Source organism: Qaidamihabitans albus, from assembly GCF_016464705.1.
In the GTDB taxonomy this organism is placed as follows: Bacteria; Actinomycetota; Actinomycetes; order Mycobacteriales; family Pseudonocardiaceae; genus Qaidamihabitans; species Qaidamihabitans albus.
Map to the genome: position 1 here is coordinate 1 of NZ_JAEHOB010000028.1, position 19,265 is coordinate 19,265.

Annotated in this window: 18 protein-coding genes and 1 riboswitch; of the genes, 6 read left to right on the top strand and 12 right to left on the bottom strand. The window is 71.9% G+C overall.

Translation table 11 applies throughout. The features are described 5' to 3' along the window. Positions 1–1,496, top strand: a 1,496-nt coding sequence (locus JAP66_RS30460) for a VOC family protein (protein WP_199435330.1), incomplete at its 5' end; no start/stop codon positions are given. A gap of 11 nt (positions 1,497–1,507) precedes the next feature. After that, a complete protein-coding gene (locus tag JAP66_RS30465) occupies positions 1,508–2,170 on the top strand; it encodes an O-methyltransferase (protein WP_199435331.1) in 663 nt (220 codons plus the stop codon). 66 nt (positions 2,171–2,236) lie between these two features. Here the strand turns inward: JAP66_RS30465 and JAP66_RS30470 are convergent, their stop codons facing one another. The 9 genes from JAP66_RS30470 to JAP66_RS30510 all read right to left on the bottom strand — a co-directional run bounded on the left by JAP66_RS30470 (position 2,237) and on the right by JAP66_RS30510 (position 13,220). After that, the gene (locus tag JAP66_RS30470; protein ID WP_199435377.1) at positions 2,237–2,956 is read right to left on the bottom strand and encodes a FadR/GntR family transcriptional regulator; all 720 of its coding nucleotides are present in this window, start codon (positions 2,954–2,956) and stop codon (positions 2,237–2,239) included. A gap of 138 nt (positions 2,957–3,094) precedes the next feature. After that, positions 3,095–4,366 (bottom strand): serine hydroxymethyltransferase, encoded by a 1,272-nt coding sequence (gene glyA / locus JAP66_RS30475; protein ID WP_199435332.1) that lies wholly within the window; start codon positions 4,364–4,366, stop codon positions 3,095–3,097. Next, positions 4,367–4,741 carry a glycine cleavage system protein GcvH gene (gcvH, locus tag JAP66_RS30480; RefSeq protein ID WP_199435333.1) on the bottom strand — a complete coding sequence of 125 codons (375 nt, stop codon included), beginning with the start codon at positions 4,739–4,741 and terminating at the stop codon, positions 4,367–4,369. Between the two features lie 20 nt (positions 4,742–4,761). Then, positions 4,762–5,838: a glycine cleavage system aminomethyltransferase GcvT gene (gcvT, locus tag JAP66_RS30485; RefSeq protein ID WP_199435334.1), complete on the bottom strand. Its 1,077-nt coding sequence runs from the start codon at positions 5,836–5,838 to the stop codon at positions 4,762–4,764. A gap of 6 nt (positions 5,839–5,844) precedes the next feature. Next, positions 5,845–8,718 carry an aminomethyl-transferring glycine dehydrogenase gene (gene gcvP, locus JAP66_RS30490; protein WP_199435335.1) on the bottom strand — a complete coding sequence of 958 codons (2,874 nt, stop codon included), beginning with the start codon at positions 8,716–8,718 and terminating at the stop codon, positions 5,845–5,847. A gap of 49 nt (positions 8,719–8,767) precedes the next feature. Further along, a riboswitch (glycine riboswitch) is annotated at positions 8,768–8,867 on the bottom strand. A gap of 108 nt (positions 8,868–8,975) precedes the next feature. After that, positions 8,976–9,746, bottom strand: coding sequence for a 3-oxoacyl-ACP reductase (locus JAP66_RS30495; protein ID WP_199435336.1), 771 nt, complete (start codon positions 9,744–9,746; stop codon positions 8,976–8,978). Continuing rightward, complete coding sequence (locus tag JAP66_RS30500; RefSeq protein ID WP_199435337.1) at positions 9,747–11,120, bottom strand: aldehyde dehydrogenase family protein; 1,374 nt, start codon at positions 11,118–11,120, stop codon at positions 9,747–9,749. Continuing rightward, entirely contained in the window at positions 11,117–11,848 is a 732-nt protein-coding gene (locus JAP66_RS30505; RefSeq protein ID WP_199435338.1) for a gamma-glutamyl-gamma-aminobutyrate hydrolase family protein, read from the bottom strand. The genes JAP66_RS30500 and JAP66_RS30505 overlap by 4 nt, the downstream gene beginning before the upstream one ends. A gap of 7 nt (positions 11,849–11,855) precedes the next feature. Beyond that, positions 11,856–13,220, bottom strand: coding sequence for a glutamine synthetase family protein (locus tag JAP66_RS30510; RefSeq protein WP_210770805.1), 1,365 nt, complete (start codon positions 13,218–13,220; stop codon positions 11,856–11,858). 239 nt (positions 13,221–13,459) lie between these two features. On the opposite strand from JAP66_RS30510, the gene eat reads away from it, so the two are divergent. Both eat and JAP66_RS30520 read left to right on the top strand, forming a co-directional pair. Continuing rightward, on the top strand, positions 13,460–14,905 hold the full coding sequence (eat, locus tag JAP66_RS30515; protein WP_199435339.1) for an ethanolamine permease: 1,446 nt from the start codon (positions 13,460–13,462) through the stop codon (positions 14,903–14,905). A 39-nt stretch (positions 14,906–14,944) separates the two neighbouring features. Next, positions 14,945–15,370 (top strand): DUF6098 family protein, encoded by a 426-nt coding sequence (locus JAP66_RS30520; RefSeq protein ID WP_199435340.1) that lies wholly within the window; start codon positions 14,945–14,947, stop codon positions 15,368–15,370. On the opposite strand, the gene JAP66_RS30525 is transcribed toward JAP66_RS30520, so the two are convergent. Next, the gene (locus tag JAP66_RS30525; RefSeq protein ID WP_199435341.1) at positions 15,336–15,833 is read right to left on the bottom strand and encodes an SRPBCC family protein; all 498 of its coding nucleotides are present in this window, start codon (positions 15,831–15,833) and stop codon (positions 15,336–15,338) included. The two genes, JAP66_RS30520 and JAP66_RS30525, sit on opposite strands and share 35 nt — an antisense overlap. Positions 15,834–15,861: 28 nt before the next feature. Here JAP66_RS30525 and JAP66_RS30530 point away from each other — a divergent pair, with 28 nt between their 5' ends. Together JAP66_RS30530 and JAP66_RS30535 are read left to right on the top strand one after the other, a co-directional pair. Continuing rightward, the gene (locus JAP66_RS30530; RefSeq protein WP_199435342.1) at positions 15,862–16,461 is read left to right on the top strand and encodes a TetR/AcrR family transcriptional regulator; all 600 of its coding nucleotides are present in this window, start codon (positions 15,862–15,864) and stop codon (positions 16,459–16,461) included. Continuing rightward, complete coding sequence (locus JAP66_RS30535) at positions 16,454–17,269, top strand: amidohydrolase family protein (protein WP_199435343.1); 816 nt, start codon at positions 16,454–16,456, stop codon at positions 17,267–17,269. Before JAP66_RS30530 ends, JAP66_RS30535 begins: the two co-directional genes overlap by 8 nt. Before the next feature lie 25 nt (positions 17,270–17,294). Here the strand turns inward: JAP66_RS30535 and JAP66_RS30540 are convergent, their stop codons facing one another. Together JAP66_RS30540 and JAP66_RS30545 are read right to left on the bottom strand one after the other, a co-directional pair. Further along, entirely contained in the window at positions 17,295–18,350 is a 1,056-nt protein-coding gene (locus JAP66_RS30540) for an NAD(P)-binding domain-containing protein (protein ID WP_199435344.1), read from the bottom strand. 223 nt (positions 18,351–18,573) lie between these two features. After that, the gene (locus JAP66_RS30545) at positions 18,574–19,263 is read right to left on the bottom strand and encodes an SRPBCC family protein (RefSeq protein ID WP_199435345.1); all 690 of its coding nucleotides are present in this window, start codon (positions 19,261–19,263) and stop codon (positions 18,574–18,576) included. Positions 19,264–19,265 lie beyond the last annotated feature (2 nt).

Consider the following 19,265-nt stretch of genomic DNA (forward strand, 5'->3'; position numbering starts at 1 on the left):
TCGGCGAGGTGCTGCTCCGGGCCGACGATCCGGAGGAGCTGAGCCGCTGGTACACCGAGCGGCTCGGCGTGGACGCCGGCACGGGCGACAGTGCCCGGGAACCACGACCGGACGGTCGCACCACCTTCACCGCGGCCGCCACCGGCCCGCGCGGCTGGGCACTCACCTTCCGCACACCCGACCTCACCGCCACCGTCGCCGCGCTACGCGGCACCGGAACCACCGTGGACACCGACCCGGACGGCCGCTCGGCCACCCTGCACGACCCCGAAGGCAACCCCGTCCGGCTGTGGCAGCCCGATGCGGCCAGCACCGCATGGTCGCCCGAACCGAGCTATGTCCGTGCCGTCGACGAGAACCCGGCCGGGAAAGGCGACGCGGTGCGGGCCGCCCGGGCGGGCCGCCGACGGTGGCTGCCCTGGCTGCCGCTCGTCCTCGCAGTCGCCGTCGCGGCTGTCTTCGTGACGACCACCGGCGGTGAGAACGTCGGCGAGGAGACGCCTGCGCCGAGTTCCCCGGCCGCGCCGGGGCTGACCACGGCCGCGCCGCCCCCCGTCGAGGTCACGAATGCCGGACCGCGGCTGCTCGGGGTGACGGCAGGCTGGGAACTGTTCGCCCACGGCGAGGGCCAGCTGATCCGGGTGGAGCTCGCCGAGGGCCGGGTCACGCGCACGAGGCTGCCCGGCCTGAACACCACCGGGCCTGCCTTCCTCGTCGTGGGCCCGGACAGCGCACTCGTTCATCCCAACGACCACGTGTCCGGCTACCTCGTCCCGGACGGCGAACCGCCGCGGGAGCTGCCCGTCGAGGCCCGGCACGGCGGCCATGCCTATCCCGGTCCGGAACCGGGGACGATGTGGGTACAGGCGCAGGAGCACGACCGCAACGACCTGTCCCTGGTGACGCTCGACGGCGAGCCGGCGGGTTCCCGCGTCCCCGTGCCCGCCGACGGCCACTTCTGGCCGCAGGGCGCGGACGGCACCGGGCACGTGCTCGGCAACTTCACCGACGGGACGTACCTCGCCCGGCCGGACGGCCTGCATCGCGTCACGACCGGTGCCCTTCTCGCGGCGGGCCCGACGCGCTATCTGCTCGTGGAGTGTGACGACCGGGCGCGCTGCTCCCGGGTCGTGGTCGACCGGGCCACCGGCGACCGGCGCGTGCTGCCCGGCAGCACCGCCGCCGCGATCGGCGCGGCAGGTCCCGTTTCGCCCGACGGGGCCTTCGCCGCCTACGTGCCGGGCGGCCCGGCAGGCTCCGGCGCGGTCACGCTGGTGGACCTCGCCTCAGGGCGCGATCACCGGATCGGGACGCCGAGGGCACTCGATCCCGGCACGAGCCTGGTGTTCTCGCCGGACGGCCGCTGGCTCTTCCTACCCGGCGGGCCGGACGGACTGCTCGCCGTCGACACCCGCACGAAGCGGACGCGGCAGCTGCCCTTCGAACTGCCCGGCGTCGGCCACGTGGCCGTCCGGTCGGCGGACTGGCACGGCTAGGCTCAGGACGCATGACGCAGGAAACCTGGACCGCGGTCGACGACTACTTCAGCAGCCACCTCGTGCCACCGGACGCCGCGCTCGACACGGCGCAGGAGGCCAGCGCCGACGCGGGGCTACCTGCCATCGCCGTTGCCCCCAACCAGGGCAAGCTGCTGTACCTGCTCGCGCGCATAGCCCGCGCGAGGTCGATCCTGGAGATCGGCACGCTCGGCGGGTACAGCACGATCTGGCTCGGCCGAGCGCTGCCCGCCGACGGGCGGCTCGTGACGCTGGAGGCCGACCCGAAGCACGCCGACGTGGCCCGCCGCAACATCGACCACGCGGGCCTGTCCGGGGTCGTCGACATCCGCGTGGGCCGCGCCCTGGACAGCCTGCCGCAGCTGCGCGGCGAGGGCCTGTTCGACCTGGTCTTCGTCGACGCGGACAAGCCGGGCAACCCCGAGTACTTCCGGTGGGCGCTGGAGCTGACGCGCCCGGGCAGCGTGATCGTGGTCGACAACGTCGTCCGCCGCGGCGAGGTCGCCGACCGGAACAGCGAGGACCCGGCTGTGCGCGGTGTCCAGCACATGATCGAGCTGATGGCCGCGGAGCCGAGGGTGGACACGACGGCGCTGCAGACGGTGGGCACCAAGGGCTACGACGGGCTGGCCATCGCGCTCGTCACCGGCTGAGGCGCGCTCCGCATCGGGGAAGAACAGCGGTCCGTACACGCCGCGCCGCACCGGCGGCGGGCGCCGCTACTCGAGGAAGCCGCGCAGCAGGGATGCGGTGCCCTCGACGTGCTCGGCCATCGCCCCGCGCGCCGCGGCCGGGTCGCCGGCCAGGATCGCCTCCACGATCGCCGCGTGCTGGGCGTTCGAATGGTCGAGGTTGGGCTCCAGCAGCGGTATCTCGTCGAGCAGCTGGTTGATCCGCATCCGCACGTCGGCGATCGCGGAGGTCAGCGACGCCGACGCGGTGACCTCCGCGATCGCCAGGTGCAGCCGGGAGTCACGGCGCCGGTAGTCGTCCACGTCCGCCGCGGACGCCTCGGCGAGCGTGCTCGTCAGGTGCCGCCGGTCGGCCGGTGACAACGATCGCGCCGCGGCCACCTCCGCGGCCCCGGTCTCCAGCACGTGCCGCAGGCTCAGCGTGTCGTCGAGCATGCCGGGGGCCTTGGCGCGCCCGGCTTTGCGCGGCGCGGGCAGGCTCTCGTTGACGAACGTGCCGCCGTAGCGGCCCCGCCGGGACTCGACGTAACCGGCATCGGCGAGCGCGCGGATCGCCTCGCGCAGGGTGACCCTGCTGACGCCGAGCCGCTCGGCGAGCTCCCGCTCGGCGGGCAGCCGCTCCCCGGCGCCGACGACCCCGAGCCGCACGGCCTGCAGCAGGCGCTCCACGGTCTCCTCGAAGGCGTTGCCGGCCCGCACCGGGCGGAAGAGCGCCTCGCCCGCGCTCACCCCGCTGGCCGGAGCCATCGGGGCCGGCTCCGCCTCCCGGTGGGGCTGAGCGCTCACGGGGCCTCCTCGCGTTCCGGGCTACTCACGCCGAGTGTAGAGCCGCCGGACCCGCACACCCTCGTGAGTGGCCACGCGAGTTCTAACTCGCCTATGCACTCACGAGCGGCCGGCGTAGAGGGGGTGGCGCTTGGCGAGCAGGTCGACCCGCGAGCGCAGGTCGTGCTGGGTCGCCTCGTCGAGCTCCGGGCGCAGGGCCAGCGCGATGATGTCGGCGATCTCGGTGAAGTCCTCGGTGCCGAACCCGCGCGCGGCCAGCGCCGGGGTGCCGATCCGCAACCCCGACGTCACCATCGGCGGGCGCGGGTCGAACGGGACCGCGTTGCGGTTCACCGTGATCCCGATCGAGTGCAGCCGGTCCTCGGCCTGCTTGCCGTCCAAGGTGGACTCCACGAGATCGACAAGCACTAGGTGCACGTCCGTGCCGCCGGTGAGCACCCGCACGCCCTCCGCGACGCAGTCCGGATGGGACAGTCTCGCGGCGAGGGTCTTCGCACCGTCGAGCACGCGCTGCTGCCGCTCGCGGAACTCCTCGCCCGCGGCGATTTTCAGCGCGACCGCCTTCGCGGCGATCACGTGCTCCAGCGGCCCGCCCTGCTGGCCGGGGAAGACCGCTGAGTTGATCTTCTTCGCGTACTCCTCACGGCACAGGATGATGCCGCCGCGCGGCCCGCCGAGCGTCTTGTGCGTCGTGGTGGTCACGACGTCGGCGTGCGGCACCGGGTTCGGGTGCAGCCCCGCGGCGACCAGCCCGGCGAAGTGCGCCATGTCGACCATCAGCTTGGCGTCCACCGCGTCCGCGATGCGCCGGAACTCGGCGAAGTCGAGTTGCCGGGGGTAGGCCGACCAGCCTGCGATGATCAGCTTCGGCCGGTGCTCGTGGGCGAGCCGCTCGACCTCGGCCATGTCGATCCGGCCGGTCTCCTTGTCGACATGGTAGGCGGCGACGTTGTAGAGCTTGCCGGAGAAGTTGAGCCGCATGCCGTGCGTCAGGTGCCCGCCGTGCGCGAGGTCGAGCCCGAGGATGGTGTCCCCTGGCTGGAGCAGCGCCACCATCGCGGCCGCGTTGGCCTGCGCGCCGGAGTGCGGCTGCACGTTCGCGTGCTCGGCACCGAAGAGCCGCTTGGCCCGCTCGATCGCCAGGTTCTCCACGACGTCGACGTGCTCACAGCCACCGTAGTAGCGGCGGCCCGGGTAGCCCTCGGCGTACTTGTTGGTCAGCACCGAGCCCTGCGCTTCGAGGACGCTGACCGGCGCGAAGTTCTCCGAGGCGATCATCTCCAGGGTCGACTGCTGGCGGTTCAGCTCCGCGGCGACCGCGTCGGCGACCTCGGGGTCGACAGTGGACAGATCGGCGTCGAACGAGTTCATTCAGTCCTCCTGGATCAGTGCGGCGTAGGCGGTGGCGTCCAGCAGCTCCGGCACGGTGTCGGTACGCACGCGGAACAACCAGCCCTTGTCGTAGGGATCGGAGTTCACGATCTCGGGACTATCCACTGTGGTCTCATTGACCTCGGTGACCGTGCCCCCGGCCGGCGCGAACAGCTCGCTGACCGACTTGGTCGACTCGATCTCTCCGCACACCTCACCCGCGGTGATCGTCTCACCCACAGAAGGCAGCTGTACGAAGACCACGTCGCCGAGCGACTCGGCGGCGAAGGCGGTGATGCCCACGGTGGCGACTCCGTCGGCGAGGTGGACCCACTCGTGTTCCTTGGTGTAGCTCAGTTTCTCGGGAATGCTCATCGGAGTCCGGCCTTTCGGGTTCAGCGCTGGTAGAACGGCAGGGCGACGACCTCGACCGGCTCGACCCGGCCACGGATGTCCACCGCGAGCGACGTGCCGGGCTCACGCAGTTCCGGCGGGACGTAGGCCATCGCGACCGGGTGGCCGAGGGTCGGCGAAAGCGCGCCGCTGGTCACCTCGCCGACGACAGCGTCGCCGTGCAGGACCCGGTAGCCGTAGCGGGGGGCACGCCTGCCGCTACCGCGCAGGCCGACCAGCACGCGGTCGGGCTCCCCCACCTTCTCCAGGGCCGCCCTGCCGACGAAGTCGCCCGGCTTGTCGAGCTTCACCACCCGGCCCAGGTTCGCGTGGAACGGCGTCAGCTCCCGGCCCAGCTCGTTGCCGTACAGCGGCATCCCGGCCTCCAGGCGCAGCGTGTCGCGGCACGCGAGCCCGGCGGGCAGCAGGCCGTGCGGCTCGCCCGCCTCGGTGAGCACCCGCCACACCTCCGGGGCCGCATCGGCCGCGACGAAAAGCTCGAAGCCGTCCTCCCCGGTGTAGCCGGTACGCGCGAGCAGCAGCCGGTGACCGGCGACGGTCGCCGGAACGCCCGCGTAGTACTTCAGCTCCGTGAGATCGGCGTCGGCCACCGCGCCGACGACGGCCGCCGACTGCGGCCCCTGGACGGCGATCAGCGCGGTCTCCGCCGAGCGGTCGGTGACCTCCGTTTCGAACTCCCGCGCCCGCGTGACCAGCTCGCGGGCGACCACGGCGGCGTTGCCCGCGTTGGCGACCACGAGGTAGCGCTCCTCGTCCAGCCGGTAGACGACCAGGTCGTCCAGCACCCCGCCGTCGGCGTCGCACATCATCGTGTACCGGGCACGGCCGACCTTGACGGCGGAGAGCCTGCCGACCAGCGCGTAGTCCAGCGCCGCGGCCGCGCCGGGGCCGGTGAGCTCGATCTCGCCCATGTGCGAGAGGTCGAACAGCCCGGCCGTCTCGCGGACGGCACGGTGCTCGGCCAGCTCGCTGGAGTAGCGCACCGGCATCTCCCAGCCGGCGAAGTCGGTGAACGACGCGCCGAGCGCGGCATGCGTCTCGTGCAGTGGAGTCTTCATCGTCTCTCAGCTTTCGTAGGACGCGGGCGGCGGGCAGGAGCAGACGAGGTTGCGGTCCCCGTGCGCCCCGTCGATGCGCCGCACCGGCGGCCAGTACTTGCCCCTGGCGGTCGTGCCTGCCGGGTACACCGCGAGCCTGCGATCGTAGGGCAGGTCCCAGTCACCGGCGAGTTGCTCCGCCGTGTGCGGCGCGCCCCGCAGCGGGCTGTCCTCGACCGGCCGGTGCCCGGCGGCCACGTCGTCGATCTCCCGGCGGATGGCGATCATCGCGTCGCAGAACCGGTCGATCTCGCCGAGGTCCTCGCTCTCCGTCGGCTCGACCATCAGCGTGCCTGCCACCGGGAACGACATCGTCGGCGCGTGCAGCCCGTGGTCGATCAGCCGCTTCGCGACATCCTCGACGGTGACGCCGGTCTGCTTCGTCAGCCCGCGCAGGTCCAGGATGCACTCGTGCGCGACCAGGCCGTTCTGCCCGGTGTAGAGCACCGGGTAGTGCGGACCGAGCCGGGCGGCCACGTAGTTCGCCGCCAGCACCGCCACCTGCGTCGCGGCGGTCAGGCCCGCCGCGCCCATCATCCGCACGTAGGCCCACGAGATCGGCAGGATCGACGCCGAACCGAACGGGGCGCCCGCGATCGGGCCGATCCCGGTGTCCGGTCCGGCACCCGGCAGCAGCGGGTGGTTCGGCAGGTACGCCGCCAGATGAGAGCGCACCGCCACCGGGCCGACGCCGGGACCACCGCCCCCGTGCGGGATGCAGAACGTCTTGTGCAGGTTCAGATGCGAGACGTCGCCGCCGAACTCGCCGGGCTTGGCGAGCCCGAGCAGCGCGTTGAGGTTCGCGCCGTCGACGTAGACCTGGCCGCCGCCCTCGTGCACGATCCGCGCGAGCTCGGCGAAGTCGGTCTCGTAGACACCGTGCGTCGACGGGTAGGTGACCATGATGGCGGAGAGCGTCGTGGCGTGCTCGGCCACCTTGGCGCGCAGGTCGTCGAGGTCGACGTTGCCCGCGGCCGTGCAGGCGACGACCACCACGCGCATGCCGGCGAGCACCGCCGACGCCGCGTTGGTGCCGTGCGCCGACGACGGGATCAGGCACACGTCCCGCTCGGGCTGCCCGTTCGCGCGGTGGTAGGCGCGGATCGCCAGCAGCCCGGCCAGCTCGCCCTGGCTTCCGGCGTTGGGCTGCAACGACACCTCGTCGTAGCCGGTCACCTCGGCCAGCCAGGTGCACAGCTGGTCGATCAGCTCCCGGTACCCGGCGGCGTCCTCGGCGGGCGCGAACGGGTGCAGCCCGGCGAACTCCGCCCAGCTGACGGGTTCCATCTCGGTGGTCGCGTTGAGCTTCATCGTGCACGAGCCCAGCGGGATCATCCCGCGGTCGAGCGCGTAGTCGAGGTCGGCGAGGCGCCGCAGGTAGCGCAGCATCGCCGTCTCGGAGCGGTGCTCGTGGAACACCTCGTGCGCGAGGTAGCCGCCGTCGCGGATCAGGCCCGCGGGCAGCGCCGTGTCCGCGCTCCGTGCACGCGTCTCGGCGTCGCGTGACGCCGACACGTGTGCGGGGGACGCGGACACGCCGAAGGCCGTGAGAACGGGGCGCAACGTCTCCGGGCGGGTCACCTCGTCGCAGGCCACCCGCACGTGATCGGCATCGGCGAAGCCGAGGTTGACGCCGTCCGCGCGGGCCGCGGCGACCACGGCCCCGGCCCGGCCCGGCACCCGCGCGAGCACGGTGTCGAAGAACCCGTCGTGCACCACCTCGACGCCGCCGGAGCGCAGCGCTGCGGCGAGCCCGGCCGCGAGCCCGTGCACCCGCTCGGCGATCGCCTTCAGCCCGTCCGGCCCGTGGTAGACGGCGTACATCGCGGCCAGCACCGCGGGCAGCACCTGCGCGGTGCAGATGTTGCTGGTCGCCTTCTCCCGCCTGATGTGCTGTTCCCTGGTCTGCAACGCGAGCCGGTACGCGGGCGCGCCACCGGCGTCCACCGAGACCCCGACGAGGCGGCCGGGCAGCGAGCGCTCCAGCCCGGCCCGCACGGACAGGTAGCCCGCGTGCGGGCCGCCGTACCCGAGCGGCACGCCGAAACGCTGCGTGCTCCCCGCCGCGAGGTCGGCACCGAACTCGCCGGGCGGGGTCACCAGGGTCAGCGCGAGCAGGTCGGCGGCCACGCAGTACAGCGCGCCCGCCTCCTTCGCGGCCTCGCCGACGCGGGAGTAGAAGTCCGGCTCGCGCAGCACGCCCGACGCCCCGGGGTACTGCACGACCACCCCGAAGCAGCCGTCGCCGGGCAGGCCGCCTGCCAGGTCGCGGACGTCGACGTCGATGCCCACCGCCTCGGCCCTGGTGCGCACCACGGCCACGGTCTGCGGCAGGCACTCGGCGTCCAGCACCACCCGGGAGGACTTCGACCGGGACACGCGCCGCATGAGCAGTACGGCCTCCGCCACGGCGGTCGACTCGTCGAGCAGCGAGGCGTTCGCCGTGGTCAGGCCGGTGAGGTCGGCGACCATCGTCTGGAAGTTGAGCAGCGCCTCCAGCCTGCCCTGCGAGATCTCCGGCTGGTACGGCGTGTAGGCGGTGTACCAGGCCGGGTTCTCCAGCACGTTGCGCCGGATCACCGCCGGAGTGACCGTGTCGTGGTAGCCCAGACCGATCATCTGCGTCATCGGCCGGTTGCGCCCCGCCAACGCCCGCAGCTCCGCGGTGGCCTCCTCCTCGGAGGCGGCGGGCGGCAGGTCCAGTTCGCCGTTCGTCCGGATCGCCGTGGGCACCGCGGCCTCGACCAGCGCATCGAGGCTGCCGTAGCCGCACTCCGCCAGCATCTTGGCCTGTTCGGGCTCGGTCGGGCCGATGTGACGCGATGCGAAAGAAGAAGTCATGAGGAGCTCCTACGTCGCGTTGCGGCGGGCATGCCCGTCCGCGTCTCGGAACTCCCCCTCTGTCATGGCACCTGAGAGTTTCACCATGCGCGAGCACGGCTTTCACCTTGGGTGAGGCCCGGGCGGGCCTACTTTCCAGAGTGGCCTTGCCGAAAGCGGTAGCTGTACCTGAGAGATTCCGGGGAGTTTGCTCCTTCGGTGCCCCGCCGATCGTGCGGGGGCTCTCCCGCTCCGGCTCATACGGCCGCGGTATTCGATTATAGGGGAGTAACGTACGCGCCGGAGATGCCTCCGTCTACCAGGAACTGCGACGCCGTGATGAACGACGCGTCGTCACTGGCGAGGAATGCGACCGCCGCGGCGATCTCCTCGGGCTCGGCGAAACGGCCCATCGGCACGTGCACCAGGCGGCGCTGCGCCCGCTCCGGATCCTTCGCGAACAGCTCCTCCAGCAGGGGTGTGTTGACCGGTCCGGGGCACAGCGCGTTCACCCGGATGCCCTCACGAGCGAACTGCACGCCGAGCTCGCGGCTCATCGAGAGCACGCCGCCCTTGGACGCGGTGTAGGAGATCTGCGAGGTCGCCGCGCCCATCACCGCCACGAACGACGCGGTGTTGATGATCGAGCCCCGCCCCTGGCGCCGCATGTGCGGGATCGCGTACTTGCAGCAGAGATACACCGACGTGAGATTGACCTCCTGCACCTTGCGCCAGGCGTCGAGCCCGGTGGTCAGGATCGAGTCGTCCTCCGGTGGCGAGATCCCGGCGTTGTTGAACGCGATGTCGACCGAGCCGTAGCGGTCGGCCGCGGCCTGGAACAGCGCCTCCACCTCGCTCTCGCTGGTGACGTCGGCCTGCACGAACTCGCCGCCCGCCTCCTCGGCTGCGGCCTTGCCCGCCGCCACGTCGACATCGCCGATGACGATCCGGGCACCCTCGCTCGCGAGCCTGCGAACCGAGGCGAGCCCGATGCCGCTGCCGCCCCCGGTGACGACCGCGACCCGGTCCTGCAAACGCTTGCCCGTCATCTACTTCCCCTCCGTGCTGATGAACACGTTCTTCGTCTCGGTGAACGCCTCGACGGCATCCGGACCCAGCTCCCGGCCGAGACCGGACTGCTTGAACCCGCCGAACGGCGTCCAGTAACGCACCGCCGAATGCGAGTTGACCGAGAGGTTGCCCGCCTCGACGCCGCGCGAGACGCGCAGCGCCCGGCCCACGTCGGCGGTCCAGATGGAGCCGGAGAGCCCGTAGTCGGTGTCGTTGGCCAGCGCGACCGCCTCGGCCTCGTCGGCGAACGGCACCACCGCCACGATCGGGCCGAAGACCTCCTCGGTGAGTAGCGGGTCGGCAGGCGAGTCCGGGGTGACGACGGTCGGCGGGAACCAGAATCCGGCGCCGTCCGGCGCGCTGCCACGGAAGGCGACCGGTGAGTCCGGCCGGAGGAAGGAGGCCACCTTCTCCCGGTGTCCCGCGGAGATCAGCGGTCCCATCTCGGTGCTCTCGGCGCCGGGGTCACCGACGACGACCCCCTGGACGGCCGGTTCCAGCAGTTCCATGAACCTCTCGTAGACGGAGCCCTGCACGAGGATGCGGGAGCGGGCGCAGCAGTCCTGGCCCGCGTTGTCGAAAACGCCGTACGGCGCGGTGGCCGCCGCCTGCTCCAGATCGGCGTCGGCGAAGACGATGTTGGCGTTCTTGCCGCCGAGTTCGAGCGTCACGCGCTTGACCTGCGCGGAGCAGCCGGCCATGATCCGCTTGCCGACCTCGGTCGAACCGGTGAACACGACCTTGCGCACCGCCGGGTGGTCGACGAAGCGCTGCCCCACCACGGACCCTTTGCCGGGCAGGACCTGGAAGACGTCCTCCGGGATGCCCGCCTCGCGGGCGAGCTCGCCGAGGCGCAGCGCGGTGAGCGGAGTCAGCTCGGCCGGTTTGAGCACCACCGTGTTGCCCGCGGCCAGCGCAGGCGCGAACCCCCAGCCTGCGATCGGCATCGGGAAGTTCCACGGCACGATCACCCCGACCACGCCGAGCGGCTCGGCGAAGGTGATGTTAACCCCGCCCGGCACCGGGATCTGCTTGCCGATCAGGCGTTCCGGTGCGGCGGCGTAGTAGTGCAGCACGTCGCGCACATTGCCTGCCTCCCCGCGCGCGTTGCCGATCGTGTGCCCGGAGTTGGCGACCTCCAGCCGCGCCAGGTTCTCGATGTCGGCGTCCACCGCGTCGGCGAAGCGGCGCAGCAGCCTGGCCCGGTCGCCGGGGGCCACCGCCCGCCACGACGGCAGTGCCGCCCTGGCCCGCTCGATGGCGGCGTCCGTCTCCTCGGCCGAGGTGAGCGGCACCGAGCGGACCACCTCCTCGGTGGCCGGGTTGATCACGTCGAACGCCAGGTCCGTCACTGCTTCGCCGCCTCCTCCACGAGCGCCGCGAACAGGCGCACGTCGTCGGGGTCCTGTTCCGGATGCCACTGCACACCGAGGACGAACGCCGCCCCGGGCAGCTCGACCGCCTCCACGGTGCCGTCCTCGGCCCAGCCGACCGGCCGCAGCCCTTCGCCGAGCCGTTCCACCGCCTGGTGGTGGTAGCACCGGCACTTCGTCTCCGCGCCGAGGATCTCGCCCGCCCGGCTGTCCCGCTCCAGCCGCACGACGGTCGTGCCGTAGCTGCCGGGCGCGGGCTGGTGCTCGGTGCCGCCGGTGACCTCCGGCAGGTGCTGGGTGAGCGTGCCACCGAGCGCGACGTTGAGCACCTCCATGCCCCGGCAGACACCGAGCACGGGTATTCCCCCGGCCAGCGCGGAATCGAGCAGCGCGAACTCGAAGCCGTCCCGCTCGGGCCGGGCGATCGTCCGCGGATGCGGTTCGTGCCCGTACCGGCCCGGCTGCACGTCCGCACCACCGGCGAGCACGAGCCCGTCCACCGCGGCCAGCGCGCCGGTACCGGCACCGACGGAGGGCAGCAGCACCGGCGTGCCCCCTGCGCGCAGCACGCAGTCCACATAGGACCTATGCAGCAGCACGGCGTCGGTGTCCCACACTCCCCAGCGCGCCCGCTCGACGTAGGTGGAGATGCCGATGACCGGGACTCGTGAGTGGGAAACCGGGTTAGAACTCGGTTTCCCACTCACGAGGGGCTCAGAGGCGTTCGAAGCCACGGATGCGCTCCCAGTCGGTCACCGCCGCGTCGAAGGCGGCCTGCTCGATGCGCGCCGCGTTGAGGTAGTGCTCCACCACGTCTTCGCCGAACGCCTTGCGGGCGATCTTGCTCTCGGCCAGCAGCTCCGCCGCGTCCCGCAGCGTCGCGGGCACGGTCGGCTTGCCGGAGTCGTAGGCGTTGCCTGCGAACTCCGGCTCCAGCGGCAGCTCGTTCTCGATGCCGTGCAGACCGGCCGCGACGAGCGCCGCCACCGCGAGATAGGGGTTGACGTCGCCGCCGGGCACCCGGTTCTCCACCCGCAGCGACTCGCCGTGGCCGACGACGCGCAGCGCGCACGTGCGGTTGTCGGTGCCCCACGCGGCGGCCGTCGGCGCGAAGCTGCCCGGCACGAACCGCTTGTAGGAGTTGATGTTCGGCGCGAACAGGTAGGTGAACTCGCGCAGGCACGCGAGCTGCCCGGCCAGGAAGTGCTCCATCAGCGGCGAGAAGCCACCCGGGCGCTCCCCCGCGAGCACGGCCTCGCCGTCGGCCGAGCGCAGGCTGATGTGGATGTGGCAGGAGTTGCCCTCACGCTCGTTGTACTTGGCCATGAACGTGAGGCTCTTGCCCTCCTGGGCGGCGATCTCCTTCGCGCCGGTCTTGTAGATGCTGTGGTTGTCGCAGGTGGCGAGCGCCTCGGCGTAGCGGAAGGCGATCTCGTGCTGGCCCGGGTTGCACTCCCCCTTCACCGACTCGACGTACATGCCCGCACCGGCCATCGCGTTGCGGATGCGCCGCAGCAGCGGTTCCAGCCGGGCGGTGCCGAGCATCGAGTAGTCCACGTTGTACTGGTTGGCTGGCGCCAGCTCGCGGTAGCCCCGCCGCCACGCGTCCTCGTAGGAGTCGTCGAACACGATGAACTCCAGCTCCGTGCCGACGTGGGCGGTGAGGCCGCGCTCGGCGAGCCGGTCGAGCTGACGGCGCAGGACCTGCCGCGGCGACACGGACACCTCCCCGCCCTGCACCCACTCGATGTCGCAGAGCACCATCGCGGTGCCCTCGTGCCAGGGCACGAGGCGCAGGGTGCTCAGGTCGGGGCGCAGCACGCAGTCGCCGTAGCCGCGCTCCCAGGACGAGATGTCGAAGCCGTCGACGGTGTTCATCTCGACGTCGACGGCGAGCAGGTAGTTGCAGGCCTCGGTGGCGTGCGAGACGACCTCGTTGAGGAAGTACTCGGCCGCGCAGCGCTTGCCCTGCAACCTGCCCTGCATGTCGGTCATCGCGACGAGGACGGTGTCCACCGTGCCCGCCTCGACCAGCTCGCGCAGCTGGTCGAGCGTGAGCATGCCTCGGCTGTTTCCCATCAGGACACCCTTCCGCGCCATCCGGATCAGTCAAAGGACTAACTCTGATCCATTGGTTTCTCATTGCTACGGGCCACGCCGCGTTCTGTCAACCCTCACACCCGGCATCGGGACCGTCAAGATTTACCCATCGATCCTGCCGCAGACCTTGACAAGGCTGGTGGGCTGCATGACCCTCGGCTCACTCAAAGGACTGGCCTAGTACCCATTGCGCCCTTCGAGCGAACTGGAGCCGGAACGTGGCGGAACACAGAGAGCACGTCGAGTACAGCCAGGTCGACGACAACTACCTGCGCGAGCGCCAGCTCAAACGGGGGGCGGCGGGCTGGCTGCTGCTGGCCGGGCTCGGCGTCTCCTACGTGATCTCCGGCGACTTCGCCGGCTGGAACTTCGGCCTGGAGCAGGGCGGCTGGGGCGGGCTGCTGATCGCCACCGTGCTGATGGCCGTGATGTACGGCTGCATGGTGTTCGGCCTCGCGGAGATGTCCTCGGCGATGCCGGTGGCCGGCGCGGGCTACGGCTTCGCCCGCCGCGCCCTCGGCCCACTCGGCGGCTTCGCGACCGGCATCGCGATCCTCATCGAGTACGCGATCGCGCCCGCCGCGATCGCCATCTTCATCGGCGGCTACATCGAGACGCTCGGCCTGTTCGGGCTCACCAGCAGCTGGCCGGTCTTCCTCGCCTGTTACGTCGTCTTCATCGGGATCCACCTGCGCGGTGTCGGTGAGGCGCTGCGGCTCATGTTCGTGATCACGGCCGTCGCCGTGCTCGCGCTGGTGGCCTTCGTGGTGGGCATGATCCCGAAGTTCTCGTTCGACAAGCTCTTCGACATCGTCCCCACCGACGCGGTCGGCGCGAGCACGTTCCTGCCGTTCGGCATCACCGGCGTGCTGGCCGCGCTCGTGTACGGCATCTGGTTCTTCCTGGCGATCGAGGGCGTCCCGCTCGCGGCGGAGGAGGCGCGCAACCCGAAAAAGGACATGCCGCGCGGCATCATCGCCGGCATGGGCGCGCTCGTGGTGTTCGCCGCGCTCATCCTCGTCGTCGCGCCGGGCGCGGCGGGATCGAGCGCGATCGCGACGTCGGACAACCCGCTGCCGGCGGCGGTGCGTGCGGCCTACGGCGGCGACAACCTGCTGGCACAGTTCATCAACTACATCGGACTGGCCGGGCTGGTCGCGAGCTTCTTCTCGATCATCTACGCCTACTCCCGGCAGCTGTTCGCGCTGTCCAGGGCGGGCTACCTGCCGCGCTGGCTGTCGCGTACCGGCAAGCGCAAGACGCCGTACCTGGCGCTGCTGGTGCCCGGCACCATCGGGTTCATCCTGGCGGCGGCCACGGAGGACGGGGCACTGCTGATCAACATCGCCGTGTTCGGCGCCACGGTGTCTTACGTGCTGCTGAACCTCTCGCACATCGTGCTGCGGGTCCGCGAGCCGAACCTGGAACGGCCCTACCGCACGCCGGGCGGGGTCGCCACGACCGGGACCGCGCTCGTGCTCGCGGTGGCGGCGGTGATCGCCACGTTCTTCGTCGACGAGGTCGCGGCGGCGATCACGGCGGCCATCTTCCTCGCCGCACTCGCGTACTTCTGGTTCTACAGCAGGCACCGGCTCGTGGCGGCCGCACCGGAGGAGGAGTTCGCCGCGATCCAGCGGGCGGAGCACGAGCTGGAACGCGACTGAGCGGCGTTTGGGCCGGCGCGGACCGGGCAACCGTGCGGCATGGCCGCGGAGATGTTCACCGTGCACACCCTGCGGGAGCTGACCGAGCTCACGTCGCTGGGCGTCGCGCCGTACCTGCGCTACTCCCCCGGGCCCGAGGCGGACGCCGGGCATCCGAGCACCGACCACGAGAGCGGGCTCGTGATGCCCGGCCTTGCCGTGAACCCGCTGCCCGCGCCGGGGTGGTGGAGCCTGCCGCTGGAGGACTGGCTGGCTCGCCGCGTCTGCCAGTACCTGCGCGAGGTCCGCGAGGGCGCCCGCCCGTGGCTGCTGTCCGGACGGCAGATCGACTTCGGCCCCGACAACGAGCCGCTGCTCGTGGACATCGAACCGGTGGCGTGGATCGACTCCGCACTCGTCGACGAGGCGCACCGGCGCTACCACGCCCGGCTCAACGCCGGCTCGGAGACGCACGGCGACCGATGAGCCCGCGCAGCAGCCGCACATAGGGCGGCCACCGCGCCGGCGCGCGCACACCGCCGGTCACCGCCCGTTCCGCCTGATCGAGGCAGTCCTCGATCAGGGCGTCGTGCAGCGGACGCCAGAACAACGGGTACGTGATCCACGCGGGGAACCGCGACCGCAGCACCAGCACATGCCGCAGCTCCGTCGCCTCCGGCCCCGGAGTCGCGGTGCTGAACTCGTGGAAGCCGTCGAAACCACGCGGCGCCGAGAACCGGAAGCGGATCGAACGCCCCGGCGTGTACGACTCCACCCGGTAACGCACCGGGCCGTGCCCTCCGGTCGCACCGGTGGCGAGCGGCCGGTCGAACCGCATCGGCGGCCAGCTCCCGGCCGGCCACAGCCGGTCCTCCGGCCCGGCGAGCGTGTCGATGAGCGAACCGGCCTCGCTCCCCGGCAGCCGCCGGACGTGCAGGTTGTGGACCATCGGAGTATTAGAGCATAGTCTCTAAAATATGGGCAGGCCGCCGAGACACACCGCCGACGATCTCCTGGACGCCGCGATACGGCTGTTCGCCACGGCCGGGGCGCGCGGCGTGACCATGTCGGCCGTCGCCCGCGAGGCTGGCGCGCCGAGCGGCTCGGTGTATCACCGCTTCGCCGACCGGCCCGCGCTGCTCGCGGCCGTGTGGCTGCGCACGGTCCGCCGGTTCCAGGAGGGCTACTTCGCGACGCTGACCGGGCGGGCGCCGATCGAGGCCGCGGTCGCGAGCGTCACGTACACGGTGCGGTGGTGCCGCGAGCATCCCCACGAGGCACAGGTGCTCTACGCGGGAAAGCGGGCGTTCGGCGAGGAGGCGTGGTCGGCCGACGACCGCGCGGCGGCGGAGCGGACCGACCGCGCGCTCGAGGACGCCCTGCGCGGGCTCCTGCGCGAGCTGCGCCCGCGCACCGGCCTCGGCACCGAGGAGCTGCTGCTCGTACTGATCGACCTGCCGTATGCCGCCGTGCGGCGCCACCTGAGCAGGGGCGACGTACCGCCGCCGCGCACCGGCGACATGGTGGCCCGTACCGCACGCACCCTGCTCACCGCCGAAGGAGGAACTCATGCCTGACGACGTCATCGACGCGTGGATGCAGCAGCCCACCGAACGGTTCATGGCGCAGCCGTGGCTGGACACCCTGCTGCGCTGGACCGGCCTGCCGCGCGAGGTCCCACCGCTGGACGGCACCGTCGCCGCGATGGACCGGGCGGGGATCTCCCGTGGCCTGCTGAGCGCCTGGCACTCGCCGGCGGGATCGCTGATCTCCAATGACGAGGTGGCCGAGATCGTGGCCGCCCGTCCCGAACGGTTCTCCGGTGTGGCGACGGTGGACCTGGCCGACCCGATGGGCACGGTCCGGGAGGTCCGCCGCTGCGTACGGGAGCTGGGTTTCGTCGCCGTCCGGGTGGTGCCGTGGCTGTGGAACCTGCCGCCGAACGACCGGCGGTACTACCCGGTGTACGTGGCGTGCGTGGAGGCAGGAGTGCCGTTCTGCACGCAGATCGGGCACACCGGTCCACTGTGCCCCTCGGAACCGGGCAGGCCGATCCCGTACCTGGACGAGGTACTGCTCGACTTCCCCGAGCTGGTGGTGGTCGGCGGGCACGTCGGATATCCGTGGATCCACGAGGTGCTGTCACTGGCCACCAAGTACCCGAACTTCTACGTCGACACCTCGGCCTACACCGTGCACCGGCTGCCGCCGGAGCTGGTCGAGTTCCTCCGGGGCCGCGGGCGCACCCGGGTGCTCTTCGGCACGAACTACCCGATGCTCACCGGTGAGCGCTGCCTGCGCGACCTCGACCGGCTCGGACTCGACGACGAGGGGCGTGCCCTCTTCCTCGGTGGCAACGCGCGCCGGGTTTTCGCCCTCCCGTGAGCGCGACCTGCAGGCCGGTGCCCGTTCAGAGCGCGCGCAGCAGCTCCCGGACCGCGTCGCGGCCCGCCCTGCTTGCGCCGACGGTGCTTGCCGAGGGGCCGTAGCCCACCAGGTGCAGCCGCGGCTCGGCGACCACCCGCGTCCCGTCCATCCGGATGCCGCCACCGGGTTCGCGCAGCCGCAACGGCGCGAGGTGATCGAGCGCCGCGCGGAAACCGGTCGCCCAGAGGATGGCGTCGGCGCGCTGCCCGGTGCCGTCCGGCCAGACGATGCCGTCCGGGGTGATCCGCTCGAACATCGGCCTGCGGTCGAGGATGCCGGCCTCGCGGGCGCGTTCGACTTCCGGCGTGTTCATCAGCCCGGTCGCTGCCACCACGCTCTGCGGCGGCAGGCCCGCGCGCACGCGGCGGTCCACCTCGGCCACCACGGTGCGGCCGTACTCGGGGGTGAACTCGCCCTCGTGGAACACCGGTGGCCTGCGGGTCACCCAGGTGGTTCCCGCGGCGACCTCGGCGATCTCGAGCAGCAGCTGCACGGCCGACGTGCCGCCGCCGACCACCACGACGTGGCCGCCGCGGAACTCCTCGCGGCCGGTGTAGTTCGCGGTGTGCAGCTGGCGGCCGGTGAAGGTCTCCTGACCGGGATAGTGCGGCAGGAACGGCCGGTCCCACGTCCCGGTCGCGTTGATGATCCCGCGCGCCGCCCACGATTCGGCATCGCTGTCCACCAGGAACCGGCCGTCGCCGGCACGGCCCACCGACCGGACGTCCACCGGGCGCCGCACCGGGAGGTCGAACGTGCGCTCGTAGCGATCGAAGTAGTCGGACACCACCTCGGCGGCGGGCCGGTCGGCGTCCGCGTCACCGAGCGCCAGGCCCGGCAGGTCGTGGATACCGTGCACCTTGCCCAGCCGCAGCGACGGCCAGCGGTACTGCCAGGCGCCACCGGCGCGCTTGCCGTGGTCGAGCACGACGAAGCCGGAGCCGCCCGCCAGCCCGGCCCGGCGCAGGAAGTACGCGGCGGACAGGCCGGCCTGACCCGCGCCGATGACGGCGACGTCGACCTCGTGATCCGCCCGCATACCGGGTACAACGGCATCGCCGGAAGCCCGCTTCCCCGGAGTGGCCCGGCCCACTCCGCGAGTCCCCACCCCAGCCCGCGAGTCCCGCGTTCAGGCCCGCGAGTTCTGCACTGGAGCACGCGAAATCCCCGCTAGGGCATCCGCCTGTCGCGAGCGAACGACCCACGGCCACCGCGCCAGGGCACCAGCGGGGGACTCGCGGGCCGGAGCGGGGGCCTCGCGGTCAGCGGCGGCGCAGCGCGCGGACGATCGCGATGAGCGCGAAGACGGCCGCCAGGCCGGCCACCGCCGGCGCGAGCCGCTTGGCGACCGACGCGCCCGCGTAGTCGAACAGGTCGATCGCCTCGGCCTCACGCTCGGGCTTGACACTCTCCAGCCGCGGCTTCTCCGGCTCGGCCGCGGGTGCCGCCGCGGCGGCACCCGTCTCGGCGGCCGGCTTCTCCCCCGCACCGGGCGTCGTCTCGACGCCCTTCGCGCCGAGCTCGCCTGCGAGGTTCTCCGCGAAGGAGTAGAGGATCTTGCCCCCGACCTCCGAGATCATCCCCCGGCCGAACTGCGCGGGCCGGCCGGTGACGTTCAGGTCGGTGGCCACGGCGCCCTTGGTGGAGTCGCCGTCCGCCGTGAGCGTCACGGTGACCGTGGCCGCCGCGGTGCCCGCGCCCCTTGCGTCCTTGCCTGAGGCCTTCATCACCAGCTTGCGGGCGGCCTCGTCCTTCTCCAGGAACTCGCCGGAACCCTTGTACAGCAAGGAGACCGGCCCGAGCTTGACCTTCACCGTGCCCTTGAACGTGTCGCCCTCCACCGAGCTGAGCGTGGCGCCGGGCATGCAGGGCGCGACCCGTTCGGGGTCGAGGACCGCCTTCCACACCTCGTCGATGGGTGCCGGAACGGTGAACTCGTGGTCGAGCCGCACGG

What these genes read in the sequence shown, in the direction of transcription:
- JAP66_RS30465 (WP_199435331.1), top strand. Translation starts at nt 1,508, where the DNA reads ATGACGCAGGAAACCTGGACCGCGGTCGACGACTACTTCAGCAGCCAC.
- JAP66_RS30470 (WP_199435377.1), bottom strand. Translation starts at nt 2,956, where the DNA reads ATGGCTCCGGCCAGCGGGGTGAGCGCGGGCGAGGCGCTCTTCCGCCCG.
- glyA (WP_199435332.1), bottom strand. Translation starts at nt 4,366, where the DNA reads ATGAACTCGTTCGACGCCGATCTGTCCACTGTCGACCCCGAGGTCGCC.
- gcvH (WP_199435333.1), bottom strand. Translation starts at nt 4,741, where the DNA reads ATGAGCATTCCCGAGAAACTGAGCTACACCAAGGAACACGAGTGGGTC.
- gcvT (WP_199435334.1), bottom strand. Translation starts at nt 5,838, where the DNA reads ATGAAGACTCCACTGCACGAGACGCATGCCGCGCTCGGCGCGTCGTTC.
- gcvP (WP_199435335.1), bottom strand. Translation starts at nt 8,718, where the DNA reads ATGACTTCTTCTTTCGCATCGCGTCACATCGGCCCGACCGAGCCCGAA.
- JAP66_RS30495 (WP_199435336.1), bottom strand. Translation starts at nt 9,746, where the DNA reads ATGACGGGCAAGCGTTTGCAGGACCGGGTCGCGGTCGTCACCGGGGGC.
- JAP66_RS30510 (WP_210770805.1), bottom strand. Translation starts at nt 13,220, where the DNA reads ATGGGAAACAGCCGAGGCATGCTCACGCTCGACCAGCTGCGCGAGCTG.
- JAP66_RS30520 (WP_199435340.1), top strand. Translation starts at nt 14,945, where the DNA reads ATGGCCGCGGAGATGTTCACCGTGCACACCCTGCGGGAGCTGACCGAG.
- JAP66_RS30525 (WP_199435341.1), bottom strand. Translation starts at nt 15,833, where the DNA reads ATGGTCCACAACCTGCACGTCCGGCGGCTGCCGGGGAGCGAGGCCGGT.
- JAP66_RS30530 (WP_199435342.1), top strand. Translation starts at nt 15,862, where the DNA reads ATGGGCAGGCCGCCGAGACACACCGCCGACGATCTCCTGGACGCCGCG.
- JAP66_RS30535 (WP_199435343.1), top strand. Translation starts at nt 16,454, where the DNA reads ATGCCTGACGACGTCATCGACGCGTGGATGCAGCAGCCCACCGAACGG.
- JAP66_RS30540 (WP_199435344.1), bottom strand. Translation starts at nt 18,350, where the DNA reads ATGCGGGCGGATCACGAGGTCGACGTCGCCGTCATCGGCGCGGGTCAG.